General features: G+C 75.3%; 16 protein-coding genes and 1 pseudogene. 11 read left to right on the top strand and 6 right to left on the bottom strand.

The window, feature by feature from the left end; translation table 11 throughout:
• Positions 1 to 30: 30 nt before the first annotated feature.
• The 4 genes from tatA to MTO91_RS14030 all read right to left on the bottom strand — a co-directional run bounded on the left by tatA (position 31) and on the right by MTO91_RS14030 (position 3003).
• Positions 31 to 324 (bottom strand): Sec-independent protein translocase subunit TatA, encoded by a 294-nt coding sequence (gene tatA, locus MTO91_RS14015; RefSeq protein WP_405417072.1) that lies wholly within the window; start codon positions 322 to 324, stop codon positions 31 to 33.
• Between the two features lie 160 nt (positions 325 to 484).
• Positions 485 to 1513 (bottom strand): helix-turn-helix transcriptional regulator, encoded by a 1029-nt coding sequence (locus tag MTO91_RS14020; protein ID WP_405417071.1) that lies wholly within the window; start codon positions 1511 to 1513, stop codon positions 485 to 487.
• Positions 1510 to 2502, bottom strand: a complete 993-nt coding sequence (locus tag MTO91_RS14025) for a helix-turn-helix transcriptional regulator (protein ID WP_476651459.1) — start codon at positions 2500 to 2502, stop codon at positions 1510 to 1512. Before MTO91_RS14025 ends, MTO91_RS14020 begins: the two co-directional genes overlap by 4 nt.
• An 81-nt stretch (positions 2503 to 2583) precedes the next feature.
• Complete coding sequence (locus MTO91_RS14030) at positions 2584 to 3003, bottom strand: hypothetical protein (protein ID WP_405417069.1); 420 nt, start codon at positions 3001 to 3003, stop codon at positions 2584 to 2586.
• Between the two features lie 152 nt (positions 3004 to 3155).
• On the opposite strand from MTO91_RS14030, the gene MTO91_RS14035 reads away from it, so the two are divergent.
• The 7 genes from MTO91_RS14035 (at position 3156) to glsA (MTO91_RS14065) (ending at position 10261) form a co-directional block, all read left to right on the top strand.
• Complete coding sequence (locus tag MTO91_RS14035) at positions 3156 to 5198, top strand: sensor histidine kinase (protein ID WP_476651460.1); 2043 nt, start codon at positions 3156 to 3158, stop codon at positions 5196 to 5198.
• The gene (locus tag MTO91_RS14040) at positions 5191 to 5853 is read left to right on the top strand and encodes a response regulator transcription factor (protein ID WP_346107411.1); all 663 of its coding nucleotides are present in this window, start codon (positions 5191 to 5193) and stop codon (positions 5851 to 5853) included. Before MTO91_RS14035 ends, MTO91_RS14040 begins: the two co-directional genes overlap by 8 nt.
• A 104-nt stretch (positions 5854 to 5957) precedes the next feature.
• Entirely contained in the window at positions 5958 to 6197 is a 240-nt protein-coding gene (locus tag MTO91_RS14045) for a hypothetical protein (protein ID WP_208823721.1), read from the top strand.
• A gap of 64 nt (positions 6198 to 6261) precedes the next feature.
• Positions 6262 to 7311 carry a glutaminase A gene (gene glsA, locus MTO91_RS14050; protein ID WP_062395077.1) on the top strand — a complete coding sequence of 350 codons (1050 nt, stop codon included), beginning with the start codon at positions 6262 to 6264 and terminating at the stop codon, positions 7309 to 7311.
• Positions 7312 to 7375: 64 nt separating this feature from the next.
• Positions 7376 to 8464 (top strand): sugar-transfer associated ATP-grasp domain-containing protein, encoded by a 1089-nt coding sequence (locus MTO91_RS14055; RefSeq protein WP_476651461.1) that lies wholly within the window; start codon positions 7376 to 7378, stop codon positions 8462 to 8464.
• A gap of 111 nt (positions 8465 to 8575) precedes the next feature.
• Positions 8576 to 9214, top strand: a complete 639-nt coding sequence (locus tag MTO91_RS14060; protein ID WP_405417065.1) for a DUF6226 family protein — start codon at positions 8576 to 8578, stop codon at positions 9212 to 9214.
• A gap of 51 nt (positions 9215 to 9265) precedes the next feature.
• The gene (gene glsA / locus MTO91_RS14065) at positions 9266 to 10261 is read left to right on the top strand and encodes a glutaminase A (protein WP_405417064.1); all 996 of its coding nucleotides are present in this window, start codon (positions 9266 to 9268) and stop codon (positions 10259 to 10261) included.
• A gap of 43 nt (positions 10262 to 10304) precedes the next feature.
• Here glsA (MTO91_RS14065) and pafA read toward each other — a convergent pair whose 3' ends face one another.
• Positions 10305 to 11666, bottom strand: a complete 1362-nt coding sequence (pafA, locus tag MTO91_RS14070; protein ID WP_062395087.1) for a Pup--protein ligase — start codon at positions 11664 to 11666, stop codon at positions 10305 to 10307.
• A gap of 42 nt (positions 11667 to 11708) precedes the next feature.
• Between pafA and MTO91_RS14075 the strand changes: the two genes are divergently transcribed.
• The 4 genes from MTO91_RS14075 to MTO91_RS14090 are packed head-to-tail and all read left to right on the top strand — an operon-like array spanning position 11709 to position 16777.
• Positions 11709 to 13286, top strand: coding sequence for a bifunctional phosphatase PAP2/diacylglycerol kinase family protein (locus MTO91_RS14075; protein WP_357545625.1), 1578 nt, complete (start codon positions 11709 to 11711; stop codon positions 13284 to 13286).
• A gap of 5 nt (positions 13287 to 13291) precedes the next feature.
• Entirely contained in the window at positions 13292 to 14854 is a 1563-nt protein-coding gene (locus MTO91_RS14080) for an amidohydrolase (protein WP_476651463.1), read from the top strand.
• Complete coding sequence (locus tag MTO91_RS14085; protein WP_476651464.1) at positions 14847 to 15482, top strand: class I SAM-dependent methyltransferase; 636 nt, start codon at positions 14847 to 14849, stop codon at positions 15480 to 15482. Before MTO91_RS14080 ends, MTO91_RS14085 begins: the two co-directional genes overlap by 8 nt.
• Positions 15483 to 15538: 56 nt before the next feature.
• Positions 15539 to 16777, top strand: a complete 1239-nt coding sequence (locus tag MTO91_RS14090; protein WP_280118254.1) for an MFS transporter — start codon at positions 15539 to 15541, stop codon at positions 16775 to 16777.
• Between the two features lie 3 nt (positions 16778 to 16780).
• Here the strand turns inward: MTO91_RS14090 and MTO91_RS14095 are convergent.
• Positions 16781 to 17008, bottom strand: a pseudogene (locus MTO91_RS14095) (short-chain dehydrogenase); the annotation flags it as partial.
• Positions 17009 to 17081 lie beyond the last annotated feature (73 nt).

A 17081-nucleotide genomic window follows, 5' to 3' on the forward strand; every position in this document is an offset into this window, starting at 1 on the left:
CGGAACGGCGCCTTCACGGGAGGAGGTGCCTCAGGCGGTCGGACCGGCGGACCGGTCGGTGGCCTGTGCCTGCGGCTGCTGCGGCGTCTGCTGCGGGGCCGGGGCGGTCTGCTGCGGCGCCGGTGCGGCGGAGGGCAGCTGCTGGGCGGGCTTGGGCTCCTCGGCCTGCCGGCTGCGGGCGTCGTCGTCCTTGAGGCCCTTCATCTCGCCCTTGAACACGCGGGCGGACTGACCGACCGACCGCGCCATCTCGGGCAGCTTCTTCGCGCCGAACAGCAGGAGCAGAACGGCGATGATGATCAGCCACTCGTAACCACCGGGCATGGGTCCACCTCGCGTCGATCGGGCCGGGTCGACACCGAGTGTAGACACGGGCGAATCGGTCGCCCGGTCCCCCCGTCCCGGGACGTGGCTCCGGTCACCCGGTGTTCATGCCGTCGTCGTCATCCTGTCGCATTCCCCCTCCCGGGGGTGCCGGGGTGACTCAGGGTGATGCGTCGGCGATCCGGAGGGCCTCGCGGGCCCGTTCGCGCACCGCCGTCGCCAGCTCCGGGGGCTCGACGATGCGGGCCGCGCCACCGAGCCCCAGGACGAGGCGGACCAGCCAGTCGTCGTCGGCGAAGCGGAGCAGCACCCGCAGCCGGTCGTCGCCCGCCGCGGCGGGCACCGGGTCCGGCGCGCCGGGCGGCGGGTCGCCCTCGACCAGCTCACCGGAGCCGGTGCGCACCTCGTCGACCGGGTAGTACTCGGCGACCCAGTGCGCGTCCGGGTCGAGCTCCAGGACCGCGTACCGGTGCTCGGCGCGCGGGCTGAACAGCCCGTGCGAGACGTCGACGGGCCGGGCCTCGGGATGGGCGCGGGCCGGTTCGTCGAGCTCCTCGGCCTGCTCCACCCGGTCCAGGCGGAACATACGCACGTCCTCGGCGCGGCGGCACCACGCCTCCAGGTAGCCGCGCCCGCCGCTGACGACCAGCCGCATGGGGTCGACGTCGCGGCGGGACACCGCGTCACGGCCCGCGGTGAAGTAGACGATGCGCAGCGCGCGCCCGCGGTCGAGCGCCCGGCGCACGACGGCGGTGGTGTCGCGCTCGCCGATCCCGGACTCGACGGTGACCAGACCGCCCGGACCGGCCGCCTCCCCCACCGCGGCCTCGACCTTCGCGATGGCCCGCCCGACGGCGTCGGAGTCGACGACCCCGGCGGTCTGGTGCAGCATCCGCAGCGCCACGAGCAGCGCGGTCGCCTCGGTGGTGGTCAGGCGCAGCGGCCGGGTCAGCCCGGCGTCGAAGACGACGTCGACGGTGTCCCCGGCGAACGACAGGTCGACCAGGTCACCCGGCCCGTAGCCGGGCAGCCCGCACATCCACAGCAGCTCCAGGTCCTTGCGCAGCTGCCGCTCGTCGACGCCGAAGTCCGCGGCGGCCTCGGCGACCGGCACCCCGGGGTGCGCCCGCAGGTAGGGCACCAGCGACAGCAGCCGGGGCAGGCGCTGGGCGACGCCCTGGCGGCTCACGTGCGGGTCCCGAGGGCACCGGCACCGAGCGCGGCCTCCCACAGCTCGCGGACCGCGCGGGCCAGCTCCGGCGGGTCGAGGACGGCGACGTCCGGGCCGTGCCCGGCCAGCCACCGCGCGACGGTGCCCCGGTCGCGCAGGTCCAGCTCGATCTCCACGCCCGGCCGTCCGGCGTGCTCGCGTGGCCCGCGCTCGCGGCCGGCGCGGCGCAGCCCGGCCGCGCGTCCCGCCGCGACCCAGACCCGCGCGGTGCCCGACACCGGCTGCGGGCCCGCCGAGGCACGCACCAGCGCCCGCAGGTCGACACCGGCGGGCACGGTGACCGCGCCCTCCGGTCCGACGGCACGCACCGGGCCCTCGACGCGGGTGAGCCGGAAACAGCGCACGTCGTCGCGGTCGCGGTCGTGGCCCACCAGGTACCAGCGGCCCCGGAACGACACCACGCCCCAGGGCTCGACGGTCCGCCGCACCAGCTCCCCGGTGGGGCCGCCGCGGCGGTGGTCGAAGGTGACCACGCGGCCGGTGCGCACCGCGCCCAGCAGCGGCGCGAGGGCCGGCTCACCCGCGGCGGCGCCCGGCCGGATCGCCGCGGCCGGGGTCTCGGCGACCTCGACGCCCGCGGCGCGCAGCTTCACCAGCGCCCCGTGCGCGGCGCCGGCCAGCTCCGGGGAGTCCCACAGGTTCCCGGCCAGCGCGACGACGGTCGCCTCGTCCGGGTCGAGGTGGATCTCGCCGAGCTCGTAGTCGGCCCGGGCGATCCGGTAGCCCTCGACGGTGTCGAACACCGAGTTGTGGCCGGTCTCCAGCGGCACGCCCAGCTCCCGCAGCTCGGCCTTGTCCCGCTCGAACATCCGGAAGAACGCCTCGTCGCCGGCGCCGTCGGCGTAGCCGGGGACGATGGACCGGATCCGCTCCGCGGACAGGTACTGGCGCGTCGACATCAGGCAGAGCACCAGGTTGACCAGTCGCTCGGCGCGGGCGGAGGACACGACGGGCATCGTAGCCAGGCCGGACGGGACGGATCGGGCGCCCCGGGCCGCGGGCACCCGGGACCGCGCCGGGGTGTCGCCTCAGGTCGCCGACGGCGCCGACACCCGGTCGCCGACGACCCGCACCATCCGCCCGCCGCCGAGCACGACTCCGGCGAGCGCGGCGAGCACGATCCCGACCTCCCCCGCCAGCCCGAACGGCAGCGCCGGGTTCACCGGCTCCACCGCCCCCTGCACCCCCACGAGGAAGATCAGGACGCCCAGGGGCGGCCCGAGGACGCCGCCCAGGACCCGCCACGCCACCGGCCGCCCGCGCAGCAGCCACACCCCCGGCCCGGTCGCCGCGAGCAGCAACGCGGCGAACCCCACCCCGAAGAACAGCTGGTCCAGCCCGCCCTCCGTGCCGGTCGCCCACAGCGTCACGACCTTCGCCGTCCACGCAACGCCGCCCAGCACACCCGCGCCCGCGGTGATCGCCAGCCATCGCTCGGTCCCTGTCATCGCCGTCCACCCTCTCTCCGTTCGCCCCGTCACTCGACGGACGACGACGAGTGCAGCGCGGGCGGCGGTCCCACGGCCAGGGACCGGTGTACCCGTCCGGTCCGTGACCGGTGTCCGGTGACAGCGGGACCCCGGCGCACGATGATGGGCCGGTGGAACCCGCCGGGGTACGTCCGGCCCGCCGCGGCACCGTCGTCGCCGTGTGGGCGGTGGCCGTCGGGTCCGCGGTGTGCGTCGCCGCGGCCGTCCCGCCGGCGGTGGTGAACTGGCGGACTCTCGGGCCCGGGTCGGTGTACGTCGTGAACGCCCTGGTCGGGGTGCTCGTCCCGCCGGCGGGAGCGTTCGTTCTCGCGCGACGGCCGGGGCACCGGATCGGTCTGGTGCTCCTGTCTGCTGCCGGTCTCGGGGTGTCGTTCCTGGCGCTGAGCTGGGCCGACTACGCGCTGCGGAGCCGCCCCGGTGCACTGCCCGGGGCGGAGTGGGCGGCGCTGGTCGCGGGCGCCACCTGGACGCCGTTCCTGGCCCTCATCACGCTGCTGCCGCTGTGGTTCCCGGACGGACGGCCCGCCGGCCGGTTCTGGACGGTCGCCGAACGGGTGCTGCTGGTCGTGCTGGTCGCGGTACCGGTGCTGAGCCTGCTCGAGCCGCGGGTCGCCCTGGGACTGGCCGCGAACCCCCTGGTGACCGGCCCGCGGTGGGTGACGCCGCTGGTCGAGGGGCTCGTCGTGGGGTGCGTGTTCGCGGCGGCGTTCGTCTGCGTCCCCGCGGCGGTGGTGACCCATCTGCGGGGCGATGACGGGGAGCGGGTGCGGCTGCGCTGGTTCCTCCTGGCGGCCGCGGTGGTCGCGGCGTCGATGTTCGTGCCGGGGCCACCGGTGAGCGACGTGCTCACCGGCCTGGCGCTGGGGCTGGCCGCGCTGGCGATCACTGTCGCGGTGGTGCGGCACCGGCTCTGGGGCGTCGAGCCCGCCCTGCACCGGACGCTGGTGTTCGGGACGGTCGCGCTGTGCCTGCTCCTGGTCTACGTCGGGGTGGTCGGTCTGGCCGACCGGGTCCTGCCCGAGGGCGCGGCGCTGCTGGGCGCGGCCACGGTCGCGCTGGTGCTCGCGCCGCTGCTGTCGCGGGTGAAACGGATGGCGCGGACCCTCATCCACGGCGACCGCGACGACCCCTACGCCGCGCTGACCCGGCTGGCCGAGCGGCTCGAGGCGAACCTGGACCCCGAGGACGTTCCGGGAGCGGCGCTGGCCGAGGTCCGCACCGCGCTGCGGGTCCCGTACGTGGCGTTGCGGGTCCACGACGGCCAGGCGGACGGGAGCGGCGGGGAGTGCGGCACCGAGTCGGTGCTCGGCCGCCGCCCCGGCGACGGGCGCGCGGTGGAGACGGTTCCGCTGCTGCACCAGGGGACCCCGGTGGGTGAGCTGCACGTCGCGACCCGCCGCCCCGGGGAGCCGCTGACCGCGCGCGACCAGGTCCTGCTGGCGGACCTGGCGCGCCCGCTGGCCGCGACGGTGCAGGCGGCGGTGCTGCGCTCCGAGCTGCGCCGGTCCCGGGAGGCGCTGGTGGAGGCGTTGGAGCGGGAACGGAGACGACTGCGGGCCGACCTGCACGACGGCGTCGGGCCGTCACTGGCGGCGCTGGTCCTCGCCCTGGACGGGATCGCGCACGCCGCACGGGGTGCCGACCCGGCCCGAGCGGTCCCGGACCGGGTGGACGCGGTCAAGTCCGAGGTCCGGGACGTGATCGGGGAGCTGCGGCGGATCGTGGACGCGCTGCGCCCCCCAGCGCTCGACGAGCTCGGTCTGGCCGGGGCGCTGGACCGGTACCTCACCACGTTCCGGCACACCGACAGCGCGCCGCGGTTCGTCGTGGAGAGCGGGTTGGACGGCACGACGCTGCCGGCCGCCGTCGAGGTCGCCGCCTACCGGATCACCTCTGAAGCGATCACGAACGTGCTGCGCCACGCGGCGGCCGGGCGGTGCTCGGTGCGACTGACCCTGGACGGGCCGAGGCTGTGCCTGGAGATCGAGGACGACGGCGCGGGCGGTGCGGCGCCGGGCGGCGGGACCGGTCTGGCCTCGATGTCGGAGCGGGCCCGGTCGCTGGGTGGGACGCTGGAGGTGCTCCCCGGAGTGCCCACGGGCACGCTGGTCCGGGCCGTGCTTCCGGTGGGCGGGGCACGGTCCGGTGGGTGAGCCGGGACGCCCGGTGCGGGTGCTGGTCGTCGACGACCACCCGCTGTTCCGGGCCGGGCTGCGCGGGGTGGTCGAGCGGATGCCCGACGCCGAGGTCGCCGGTGAGGCCGCGGACGGCGACGCGGCGCTCGCCGCCGTCGCCACCACCCGGCCCGACCTGGTGGTGCTGGATCTGTACCTGCCCGGTCCGGACGGGATGACGGTCACCGCACGGCTCGCCGAGCGCCACCCGGACGTCGCGGTCGTGGTGCTGACGATGCTGTCCGACGACGGCACGGTGCTGGCCGCGCTGCGCGCCGGTGCCCGCGGCTACCTGGTGAAGGGCTCCGACGAGGCCGAGATCGCCGCGGCGATCCGGATCGTCGCGGCGGGCGGGTCGGTGCTGGGGCCCGCGGTCGCCGACGCCGCCCTGGCGGTGCACCGGGGCACGGCTGCGGCCCCGGAGACGTTCCCGCAGCTCAGTGCCCGGGAACGGGAGGTGCTCGACCGGATCGCGGCGGGCCTGCCGAACCCGGTGATCGCAGCCGAGCTGCACCTGAGCCACCAGACCGTCCGCAACTACGTGTCGTCGATCTTCCTCAAGCTGGGGGTCGCGGACCGGGCCGCAGCGATCGTCGCCGCCCGCGACGCCGGTCTGGGGACCGGTCACCGCTGATCGGTGTCTCATCCTGCGACAGGGTCGTTGACGGCGGCGCGTGTACGGAAAAGGCTCGACCCCGGGTGCGGCGCCGCGGCCGTACCGGCACGTGGAGGTGGCGCATGTCCGGTGAGCAGGAGACGTTCAACCCGTGGACCGTGGTGAACCTGGTGTTCCACCACCTGGCCGACCAGGGTCTGCACCCGGTCCTCGGGGAGACCGGGGACCCGGCCGCGGCCGCGACCGGGCTGCTGCGGTCGATGGGGGTCGCCCCGGCGCCGGAGAAGGCGGGTCCGGCCGACCCGGAGGTACAGGACGAGCTGGCCGAGCTGCGCCGCCGCATCATGCCCGGGATCGAGTGACCCGGCACCGGTGATCTAGTTTGCGCTCCGCACCGGACGGACCGGTCCGCGAGGAGGGGCGCCGATGGAGCAGCAGACCGAGCGCGCGATCGTGCAGCGGCAGCTCGAGGAGCTGCACCGTGCGGTCGGGAGCCCCGGCGGGGTCCCCGACGGGCGGGTCGTCGCGTACTACCCGCCGTCGATGGCCGGGCAGGCGCAGCTGTTCGGGCTGGCCGCCACCGACATCGAGGGCACGCAGTGGGAGGTCGGCGACGCCGGGGTCCGCTTCCCGCTGCACTCGATCTCCAAGGTGTTCACCTACGGCCTGGCGCTGGAGGACAACGGCCGTGAGGAGGTCCTGCTGCGGGTCGGGGTCGAGCCCTCCGGCGACCCGTTCAACTCGATCAGCTTCGACGAGGTCAACCACCGCCCGTTCAACCCGATGATCAACGCGGGGGCGCTGGTCGCGGTGAACCTGGTGCACGGCGCCACCAAGGAGGAGAAGGTCGAGCGGCTGCTGACCCGGCTGCGGATCTACGCGGGCAACCCCGACCTGGCCGTCGACGACGACGTCCTGGCCGAGCAGCTGGTCTCCAACGACCGCAACGTCGCCCTGTCGTACCTCATGCGCAGCCTGGGGATGCTGCACGGCAACATCGAGGACAACCTGTACGTCTACCTGGCGGCCTGCTCGGTGACCGTCACCGCCGCGGAGCTGTCGACGATGGCGGCGACCCTGGCCCGGGGCGGGGCGAACCCGTTCACCGGGGTGCCTGCGCTGCCCCGGACCTACACCCGTGACGTGCTCAGCGTGATGAGCATGTGCGGCATGTACGACGCCGCCGGGCAGTGGGCCTACGAGGTCGGGATCCCGGCCAAGTCGAGCGTGTCCGGGGCGATCCTGGCGGCGATCCCGGACGCGATCGGGGTCGGCGTCTACTCCCCCGGGCTGGACCGGCACGGCAACTCGGTGCGGGGGGTCGCGGTGTGCCGCGAGCTGTCCGACCGGTTCGGGCTGCACGTGTTCGCCGACCCGTCGGAGTCGCGGCTGGGCCGGATCGTGCGCCCGGGCCGGCGGGAGGAGGCGACCGAGATGTACCCCTCCGGCGACGGCTGGCTGCCCGACGGGCTCTAACGATCCGGCGCCGCGGACGAGTCCTCTGGGGGACATCGTCGTCGACACCGGGAGCAGGGCACGCATGGCCACGTTGGACGTCGTCGCGGACCGGGCGCTGCGCCGGGCCGGGGCCATCCGGTTCCACCGCCGCCACCGCGGGGAGGCTGCGGCGCTCCTCGCCGCGATCGAGGCCGAGCGCGGTCCGTCCGACCCGGCGACGGCCCGGGCGTGCGACGCCTGGGCCGTCGACGTGCTGGGCTGGCGCGGCTACGCCCCCTGGCTGCGCGTCTACGCCGCGGTGGCCGGGGAGTTCCGGGAGGGCTGGATCCCCGACAACTACTACGGCCGGGTCGTGCTCCCCGCCGTGCAGGGGCCCTACGGCGAGGTCTCGAAGCTCAAGCCGCTGTCGCGGCGGCTGCTGCGGTCCGACCTCATCGCCGACGTCGCCTACTGGGTCAACGGCGGCCTCTACGACCGCGACCTGCGCCACCTCGACCGCGCCGGGCTCGCGTCGGTGCTGTTCGCCGGTTCGGACCGGGCGGTGTTCAAGTCCGACGACTCGATCCAGGGCGCCGGGGTGCGGGTGCTGCACCGGTCGGGGTTCGACCCCGCCGAGCTCGGCGGGCTGCCGTCGGGGGTGTTCCAGAGCTGGGTCGACCAGCACCCGCTGCTCGCGGGGTTCACCCCGGGCTCGGTGGCGACGATGCGGGTCACCACCGTCGTGACCGACGACGGCGTCGCCTCGGTCCGGGCCGCCTACCTGCGGTTCGGGCGCGCCGCCGACACCCACGTGCGCTCCGCCAGCCACGTGCGCGTCGCCGTGGACACCACGACCGGCCGGCTCGCCGACCACGGCCTGACCCCGCGCTGGACGCGCGTCGACGCCCACCCCGACTCCGGGGCGGGGTTCACGGGGACCACCGTGCCGGGCTTCGACGGGTGCGTCGCCGCGGTGCTGCAGCTGCACCGGGGGATGCCGTTCGCGCGCTGCGTCGGGTGGGACCTGGCCGTCGACGCCGACGAGCGGCCCGTCGTACTGGAGTGGAACGCCGGGCACAACGACATCAAGTTCTCCGAGGCCACCCAGGGTCCCTGCTTCGCGGACATGGGCTGGGAGCGGCTGTGGCGACCCGCGGCCCGGATCCCGGCCCCGCGGCGGCCCGGCCCGTAGGTTCGGTCGCCGGACGCCCCCGGCCGGGGGACGACGCTCCGGTGTCATGGCCGAGCCGGGCCCGGGGAATCCGGGTGCGGCCGCCCCGCGGGGTCCGGCACCCTGCGGGGCATGGACACCTACCGGCGACCGGACGTGCCGGCCGCCGTGTTCCACGACGCCACCGGCGCGGTCGTCCCGCACGGGAGCCGCTGGGGTCCGGACGGCCCGCCGGAGGACAGCTACTCGGTGGTGACCCACTCCGAGCGGTTCCGGCCGCTGCACACCGTCGCCGACGCCGTCGCCGCGCACCTGGCCGCCCGTTACGACGTCGATGTCGAGCACGAGGACGCCCCCGCCCGGGACGAGCCGGGCGCGGTCCGGGTGACGACGCTGCGCCCGCGCGACCCGGACGCGGCCACGGTGACGCTGGTCCGGACGGATTTCCCGGGCGTCGTGGTCCGGGCCGGGCACCTGCTGTCCGCGCACCTGCCGCCGTGCGGGTGCGACGCCTGCGACGACACCTGGGAGCAGGTCGCCGACGAGCTCGAGCACACCGTCGCGGCGGTCGTCGCCGGGACGTTCCGGGAGTGGTGCGCCCGTCGCGACGGCGTCACGTGGGCCGGGCACGCGCTCGGACCGCACCGCGGCAGGTCGTCGTCCGGGGAGACCGTCGCCGGCACCGCGTCCGACGGCCGTGGGGCGACCGCGTGCGCCGGCCCGGGTGACGCTCCGGTCGTGTGGGCGCCCTGGCCGCTGCGCCACGCCTGAGCCGCGCGCTCGCTACGGTGCGACCGGACACCCTCGACGAAAGGGACACCGATGGTCGCGCAGGCCGAACGCGAAATGGTCCAGCAGCAGTTCGAGGACCTCCGCAGCACCTGCACCGCCGGCAGCGGCATCCTGCTGCCCGGCGAGGAGGTCGTCAGCTACTACCCGCCGGAGATGGAGGCCCGCGCCGAGGAGTTCGGCCTGGCCGGCACGAACGTCGACGGCACGCAGTGGCAGGTCGGCGACTGCGACGTCCGCTTCCCGCTGCACTCGATCTCGAAGGTCTTCACCTACGGGCTCGCGCTGGAGGACAACGGCCTGGCCGAGACGCTGCGCCGGGTGGGGGTCGAGCCGTCGGGGGACCCGTTCAACTCGATCACCTTCGACGAGACGCACCACCGCCCGTTCAACCCGATGATCAACGCGGGGGCGCTGGTCGCGGCGAACATGGTCAAGGGGGCCACCAAGGAGGAGCGCGCCGAGCGGCTCCTGGAGCGCAACCGGGTCTACACCGGCAACCCGTCGCTGGAGATCGACCGCGCGGTCCTCGACGAGCAGCTGGTCTCCAACGACCGCAACCTCGGGCTCAGCTACCTCATGCGGAGCCTGGGCATGCTGCACGGCGACATCGACGACACCCTCTACGTCTACCTCGCCGCCTGCTCGATCACGGTGACCGCGCCGGAGCTGTCGGCGATGGGCGCCACCCTGGCCCACGGCGGGGTCAACCCGCTGACCCGCGAGCGCGCACTGCCGAGCGAGCACCTGCGCACCGTGGTCAGCGTGATGAGCATGTGCGGCATGTACGACGCCGCCGGCGAGTGGGCGCACGACGTCGGCATCCCGGCCAAGAGCGGGGTGTCCGGCGGGATCATGGGGGTGCTGCCGCGCTGGTTCGGGCTCGGCGTGTACTCCCCCGGCCTGGACCGGCACGGCAACTCGGTGCGCGGCGTCGCGGTCTGCCGGGAGCTGTCGTCGCGGTTCGGGCTGCACGTGTTCGCCGACCCGCAGGAGTCGCGGTTCGGCCGGATCGCCCAGCCCGACTGAGCCGTACCCCCGGGGTGGGTGTCCACCCACCCCGGGGCCGCGGTCAGAGCGAGGCGATCAGGCGGTCCACCCGCTCGTCGACGGCGCGGAACGGGTCCTTGCACAGCACGGTTCGCTGGGCCTGGTCGTTCAGCTTCAGGTGCACCCAGTCGACGGTGAAGTCCCGTCCGGCCGCCTGTGCGGCGGCGATGAAGTCCCCGCGCAGCTTGGCCCGGGTCGACTGCGGCGGGGTGTCCTTGGCCGCCTCGATCTCGCCGTCGTCGGTGACCCGGTCGACCAGCGCCTTGCGCTGCAGCATGTCGAACAGGCCGCGACCACGGCGGACGTCGTGGTAGGCCAGGTCCAGCTGGGCGACGCGGGCGCTGGACAGCTCCAGGTCGTGCTTGGCCCGGTAGCGCTCCACCAGCCGGTGCTTGATCGCCCAGTCGATCTCCCGGTCGATCTTCGACAGGTCCTGGGACTCGACGGCGTCGAGGGTGCGGCCCCAGAGCTCGACCACGCGCGCCATCGCCGGGTCCGGGTGCCCGGTCGCCTCCAGGTACTCCACGGCGCGGGCGTGGTACTCGCGCTGGATGTCCAGCGCGGAGGCCTCCCGGCCGCCGGCCATCCGCACCGGGCGGCGCCCGGTGAGGTCGTGGCTGATCTCGCGGATCGCGCGGATCGGGTTGTCCAGGGTGAAGTCCCGGAACTGGACGCCGGCCTCGATCATCTCCAGCACCAGGGTGGCCGACCCGACCTTGAGCAGGGTCGTCACCTCGGACATGTTCGAGTCGCCGACGATCACGTGCAGCCGCCGGTAGCGCTCGGCGTCGGCGTGCGGCTCGTCGCGGGTGTTGATGATCGGCCGGGACCGGGTCGTCGCCGAGGAGACGCCCTCCCAGATGTGCTCGGCCCGCTGGGACAGGCAGTACACGGCGCCGCGCGGGGTCTGCAGGACCTTCCCGGCACCGCAGATGAGCTGGCGGGTGACCAGGAACGGCAGGAGCACGTCGGCGATCCGGGAGAACTCGCCCTGCCGCGCGACGAGGTAGTTCTCGTGGCAGCCGTAGGAGTTCCCCGCGGAGTCGGTGTTGTTCTTGAACAGGTAGATGTCCCCGCCGATGCCCTCGTCGACCAGGCGCCGCTCGGCGTCGACGAGGAGGTCCTCGAGGATCCGTTCACCGGCCTTGTCGTGCGACACGAGCTGGGTCAGCGAGTCGCACTCCGCCGTGGCGTACTCGGGGTGCGACCCGACGTCGAGGTAGAGACGGGCACCGTTGCGGAGGAAGACGTTGGAGGACCGGCCCCACGACACCACCCGGCGGAAGAGGTAGCGCGCCACCTCGTCCGGGGACAGTCGGCGCTGCCCGTGGAAGGTGCACGTGACACCGAACTCCGTCTCGACCCCGAAGATCCGACGCTGCATGCCGTTCAGGGTAGGCGCCCGACCCCCTCTACTGTCACGACTGTGAGTGGATGGTTCGAACGCGTCGCCCGCAGGTCCCGTCGTCTGGACCGCGGGGTGGACTCGGTCTCCCGGGCCGACCGGGCGGTGACCGAGTTCATCGCGAGCCGTCCGCCGAGCCGGGTGGACACCTCGCTGCGCCGGCTCACCCGCACCGCCGACCACAGCGTGCTGTGGTTCACCATCGCGGCGCTGATGGCGGTGCGCCGCGGCGCCGGGCGCAAGGCGGCGATGCGCGGGATCGCCTCCATCGCGCTGACCAGCCTCACCGCGAACGCGCTGCTCAAGCCGTTGCTGCCGCGCCGGCGGCCGGCCGCGGCGGAGCTGCCCGTCTACCGGACGGTGGCCGACCCGCCGTCGTCGTCGTCGTTCCCGTCGGGGCACGCCGCCTCGGCCGCGGCGTTCGCGACCGCGGTGGTGATGGAGAACCGCCGGGCCGCACCGGTCGTGGTGCCGCTGGCGGCGCTGGTGGGCTGGTCGCGGGTGCACGTGGGCGTGCACTGGACCTCCGACGTGCTCGTCGGGGCGGCGATCGGCACCGGCGTGGCGAAGCTGACGAACCGCTGGTGGCCGGTGCGTCCCAGCGACGAGGCCCGCGCCCGCCCGATCGACACCGTCCCGGTCCTGCCGCAGGGCGAGGGCCTGGTCATCGTCTCGAACCCGTTCTCCGGGCCGCCCGACCAGGACGTGTCCGAGGAGGTCCGCGAGCGGCTGCCCGCCGCGCACCACCTCGTCGTCGGTGACGGGGTGAAGGTCGAGGACATGCTGACCGACGCCCTGGACCGGCTCGGCTCCTGGGTGCAGGCGGTCGGCGTCGCGGGCGGGGACGGCACCGTCGCGACCGCCGCCGCGGTCGCGGACCGGCACGGCCTGCCGCTGGTCGTCGTGCCCGGCGGGACCCTGAACCACTTCGCCCGCGACGTCGGTGTCTACGACACCCAGGAGGCCGTCGACGCCACCCAGGCCGGCGAGGCCGTCGCGGTCGACCTGGCCCTGGTCGAGGCCCATCCGGGCCGCCTGGACGACCCCGAGGACGTCTCGGTCACCCGCACCCGCTACTTCATCAACACCGCCTCGATCGGCTCCTACCCGGAGCTGGTGCGGCTGCGCGAGCAGTGGCAGCCGCGCTACGGCAAGTGGCCGGCGTTCGCCGCGGCACTGATCACGGTGCTCCAGCGCTCGGAGAAGATCTCGGTCCGGCTCGGGGACCGCTGGTACAAGGTCTGGTTCCTGTTCGTGGGCAACGGCCCGTACCACCCGCGCGGCGCGGTGCCCGCCTGGCGTCCGACGCTGGACTCGGGCCTGCTCGACGTCCGCTGGCTGCGCGCCGACGTGCGGTTCTCCCGGCTGCGGGTCGTCCTCGCGCTGATCCTGGGGGCCCTGGGGCACAGCCGGGTCTACCACCAGCGGGAGGTACCCAGCCTCGACGTCGAGCTGCTGGAGCCGAGCATGCTGGCCACCGACGGCGAGGTCGTCGAGGAGGCAGGGCGCTACACCTTCCGGGTCGCCGAGAAGCCGATCCCGGTCTACCGCCGCGACGAGGACCGCTGGACCGGGCGGGACCGCCCGTTCCAGGGATGAGCGGCGTGCCGACGGGCACCGTGGCGACGGACACCGTGGCGACGGACACCGTGGCGACGGGCACCGTGCTGCTGCGGTCGGTGCGGCCGCTGCGGCCCGGCTGCGACGGCCTGGGCGACCCCGTCGACGTGCTCCTGGCCGGGGGCCGGGTGCGCGCCGTGGGCGCCGGGCTCGACCCGGGCGGCGCCGAGGTCGTCGGGTGCGACGGGCGGGCGCTGCTCCCCGGGCTGTGGGACCACCACGTGCACATGGCGCAGTGGGCGCTGGCCCGCCGCAGGCTCGACGTGTCCGGCGCCCGCTCGGCCGCCGACGCCGCGGCACTCGTCGCGGCCCGGATGGCGACCGCACCGCCCGCCGCCGGTGAGGTACTGGTCGGGTTCGGGTTCCGCGACGCGCTGTGGCCCGACGAGGCGCACCGTTCGCTGCTCGACCCGGTCACCGGTAACACCCCGGTCGTGCTGGTGTCCGGGGACCTGCACCAGGGGTGGCTCAACGGCGCCGCGCTGGCCCGCTTCGGGCACGGCGGGCACCCGACCGGCCGGATCCGGGAGTCGGAGTTCTTCGCCGTCGTCTCCCCCGCGCTCCAGGACGCACCGACCGAGGTCCTCGACGGGTTCGTCGCCGACGCCGTCGCCGCGGCGTCGGCGCGCGGGGTGGTCGGCGTCGTCGACTTCGAGGCGCCGTGGTCGCTGCCGGACTGGCGGCGCCGGATCGCCGGCGGCACGACCGGACTGCGGGTCGAGGCGTCGGTGTGGCCCGACCGCCTCGACGACGCCCTGGCCACCGGGCTGCGCAGCGGCGACGTCGTCGAGGGCACCGGGGGTCTGCTGACCGCGGGCCCGCTGAAGGTGATCACCGACGGGTCGCTCAACACCCGCACCGCCTACTGCTACGACCCCTACCCCTCCCCGCCGGAGAACCCCCTCGAGCACCCGTGCGGGCTGCTGCTGGTCCCGCCGGCACAGCTGCGGCCGCTGCTGGGCCGGGCGCACGCGGCCGGCCTCACCGCGGCCCTGCACGCCATCGGCGACCACGCCAACACCCTGGTCCTCGACGCGTTCGCCGGGAGCGGCGCCCGCGGGCGGGTCGAGCACGCCCAGCTGCTCACCGCCGACGACGTGCCCCGCTTCGCCGGGCTCGGCCTGGTCGCGAGCGTGCAGCCCGAGCACGCCCTCGACGACCGCGACGTCGCCGACCGCCTCTGGGCGGGCCGCACCGGCCGGGCGTTCGCGTTCGCGACGCTGCACCGTGCCGGGGCCCGCCTCGCGCTCGGCTCCGACGCCCCGGTGGCGCCGCTGGACCCGTGGATCGCGCTCGCCGCGGCCGTGCACCGCACCGCCGACGACCGGGACCGCTGGCACCCCGAGCAGGAGATCGACCGGGCGACCGCGCTCGGTGCGTCGTTCGGGGTGGTCGACGGCTCGGCCGCCGCGGTCGCCGTGGGTGCGCCCGCCGACCTCGTGCTGACCGACGCCGACCCGACCTCCTGCGACCCGGCGACGCTGCGGGCCATGCCGGTCGCGGCGACGCTCGTCGGCGGCCGGTTCACCCACCGCGCCGGTGTCTGACCCGGGGGCGCACGAGCGGGTTCGGCTCCCGGGCGGGCCGCTGGACCTGCTGCGTCCCGCCGACCCGGACGCCGTCGCGTTCGACCCGGTCGCCGTCGACGAGGGCGTGGAGGAGCTGCACCCGCCGCACTGGGCGCGGCTGTGGCCGTCCGGGCGGGCGCTGGCGGCGGCGCTGGACGACGCCGGTCCCGACCTGCTGGCCGGACGCTCGGTGCTGGAGCTGGGCTGCGGGCTGGGTCTGCCGTCGCTGGTGGCCGCCCGGGCCGGGGCGCACCCGGTGCTCGCGACCGACCGCTCGCCCGCCGCACCGGGCTGGGTGGCGGCGACCGCGCGCCGCGCGGGGCTGCGGGTCGCGACGGCGGTCGCCGCGTTCGACGGCTCCGGCGACGCCCTGACCGGCCGCGGCTGGGACCTGGTCCTGGCCGCCGACGTGCTCTACGGTGCGGCCGCCGCGGACGCGCTCACCGCGCTGCTGCCGCAGGTGACCGGCCCGGACGGGCAGGTGTGGCTGGCCGACCCGGGGCGGCCCGAGGCGCCCCGCTGGCTCGACGCGGCCCGGGAGACCTGGACGGTCACATCCCGCAGGCTGCCGGGCGGGGTGGACCTGCACGTCCTGCGCCGCCCCTGACCGTCCGGCCGGGGGCGGCCAAGGTGCGGATGCCGTCGCACCGACCGGCTGCGATCATGGCGGTGCACCGCGCAACGTCCACCGGAAGGGGTTCCGCCATCCTCCGCCTGCCTCGGGCCGCCGCCTTCGCCGGCCTGGCCGTGACGTTCGCCGTGGTCATGCTCGGGGCGACGATGCCGACCCCGATGTACGCGCTCTACCAGCGCGAGCTCGGGTTCTCCCCCACCGTCCAGACCGTGGTCTTCGCGCTCTACGCGGTCGGTGTGCTCGCCGCGCTGCTGGTCACCGGCCGGTGGTCGGACCAGCTGGGGCGGCGACCGGTGCTGCTGGCCGGTGTGGCGCTGTCGCTGGCGTCGAGCCTGGTGTTCCTGGTCGCGGGTCCGGTGTGGGTGCTGCTGGTGGGGCGGCTGCTGTCCGGGTTCTCCGCCGGGATCTTCGCGGGGGCGGCGACCGCCGCGGTCATCGAGGCCGCACCGGAGTCGTGGCGCGAACGCGGGGCCGCGGTCGCGACCGTCGCGAACATCGGCGGGCTCGGGCTGGGCGCCGCGCTCGCCGGGGTGGCCGTGGAGTACCTGCCCGCGCCGCTGCACCTGTCCTTCGCGGTGCACGCGGTCGCCGTCGCGCTGTGCGGGCTCCTCGTGCTGGGCGCCCCGGAGACGGTGACCGACCGGCCCGCGCACCCGGCCCTGCGGCCGCAGGTCCCCGAGGTGCCGCCCGCGGTGCGCGCCGTGTTCGTGCCGGCGGCGACGGCCGGGTTCGCCGGGTTCGCGGTGCTGGGCCTGTTCACCGCGCTGTCCCCGCGCATCGTGTCGGACCTGATCGGGATCCCGAACCATGCCGTCGCCGGGGCGATGTCGCTGCTGCTGCTGGGCGCCTCGGTGCTCGCACAGCTCGCGGTCCGCACCGCGCCCACCGAGCGGATCCTCGCCCTGGGCTGTGTGCTGCTGGCGGCCGGTCTCGCGCTCGTCGCACTGTCGGTGGCGCAGGGGTCGATGGCCGAGCTGGTGGCCGGCGCGGTGGTCGCCGGGGTTGGTCAGGGAATGACGTTCTCCAAGGGCCTGGCCGCGGTGAACGCGCGGGTGGAGGCCCACCAGCGGGCGGGGACGACGTCGTCGTACTTCGTGGTGGTCTACGTGGCGATCTCGCTGCCGGTCGTCGGGCTGGGGGCGTCGAGCCAGGCGTGGGGGCTGCGGACCGCGGGGATCGCATTCTGCGTCGCGGCCGCGGTGCTCGCGCTGCTGGCGCTGGCGGCGCTGCTGGTCATCCGGCGGCGCGACGCGCGCGCGTCCGTGTGAGCCTCACCGGTAGCCGGTCGTGTCGGCGGGCAGTCCCGCGTCCTGGACCTCGGTGACGTAGCGCCAGGCGTCGGGCCGGGACCCGTCGACGTCGTCGACCTCGTAGACCCGCCCGAGCTCGCCCGAGGAGGTGGAGCGGCCGTTCCAGCGGTGCCGGTCGAGGTCGGCGGCCAGCGCGGCGATCCCGCGGCCGACGAACCGCGGGCTCTCCGAGATCGCGAAGTGCGGCTCGGTCACGCACGGGGTCACCGTAGTACTCGCCGAAGATCGGGCGGATATAGCTGAGTAGCCTCCTGAGCTGCGG

The organism is Pseudonocardia sp. 2-7, from assembly GCF_056341085.1.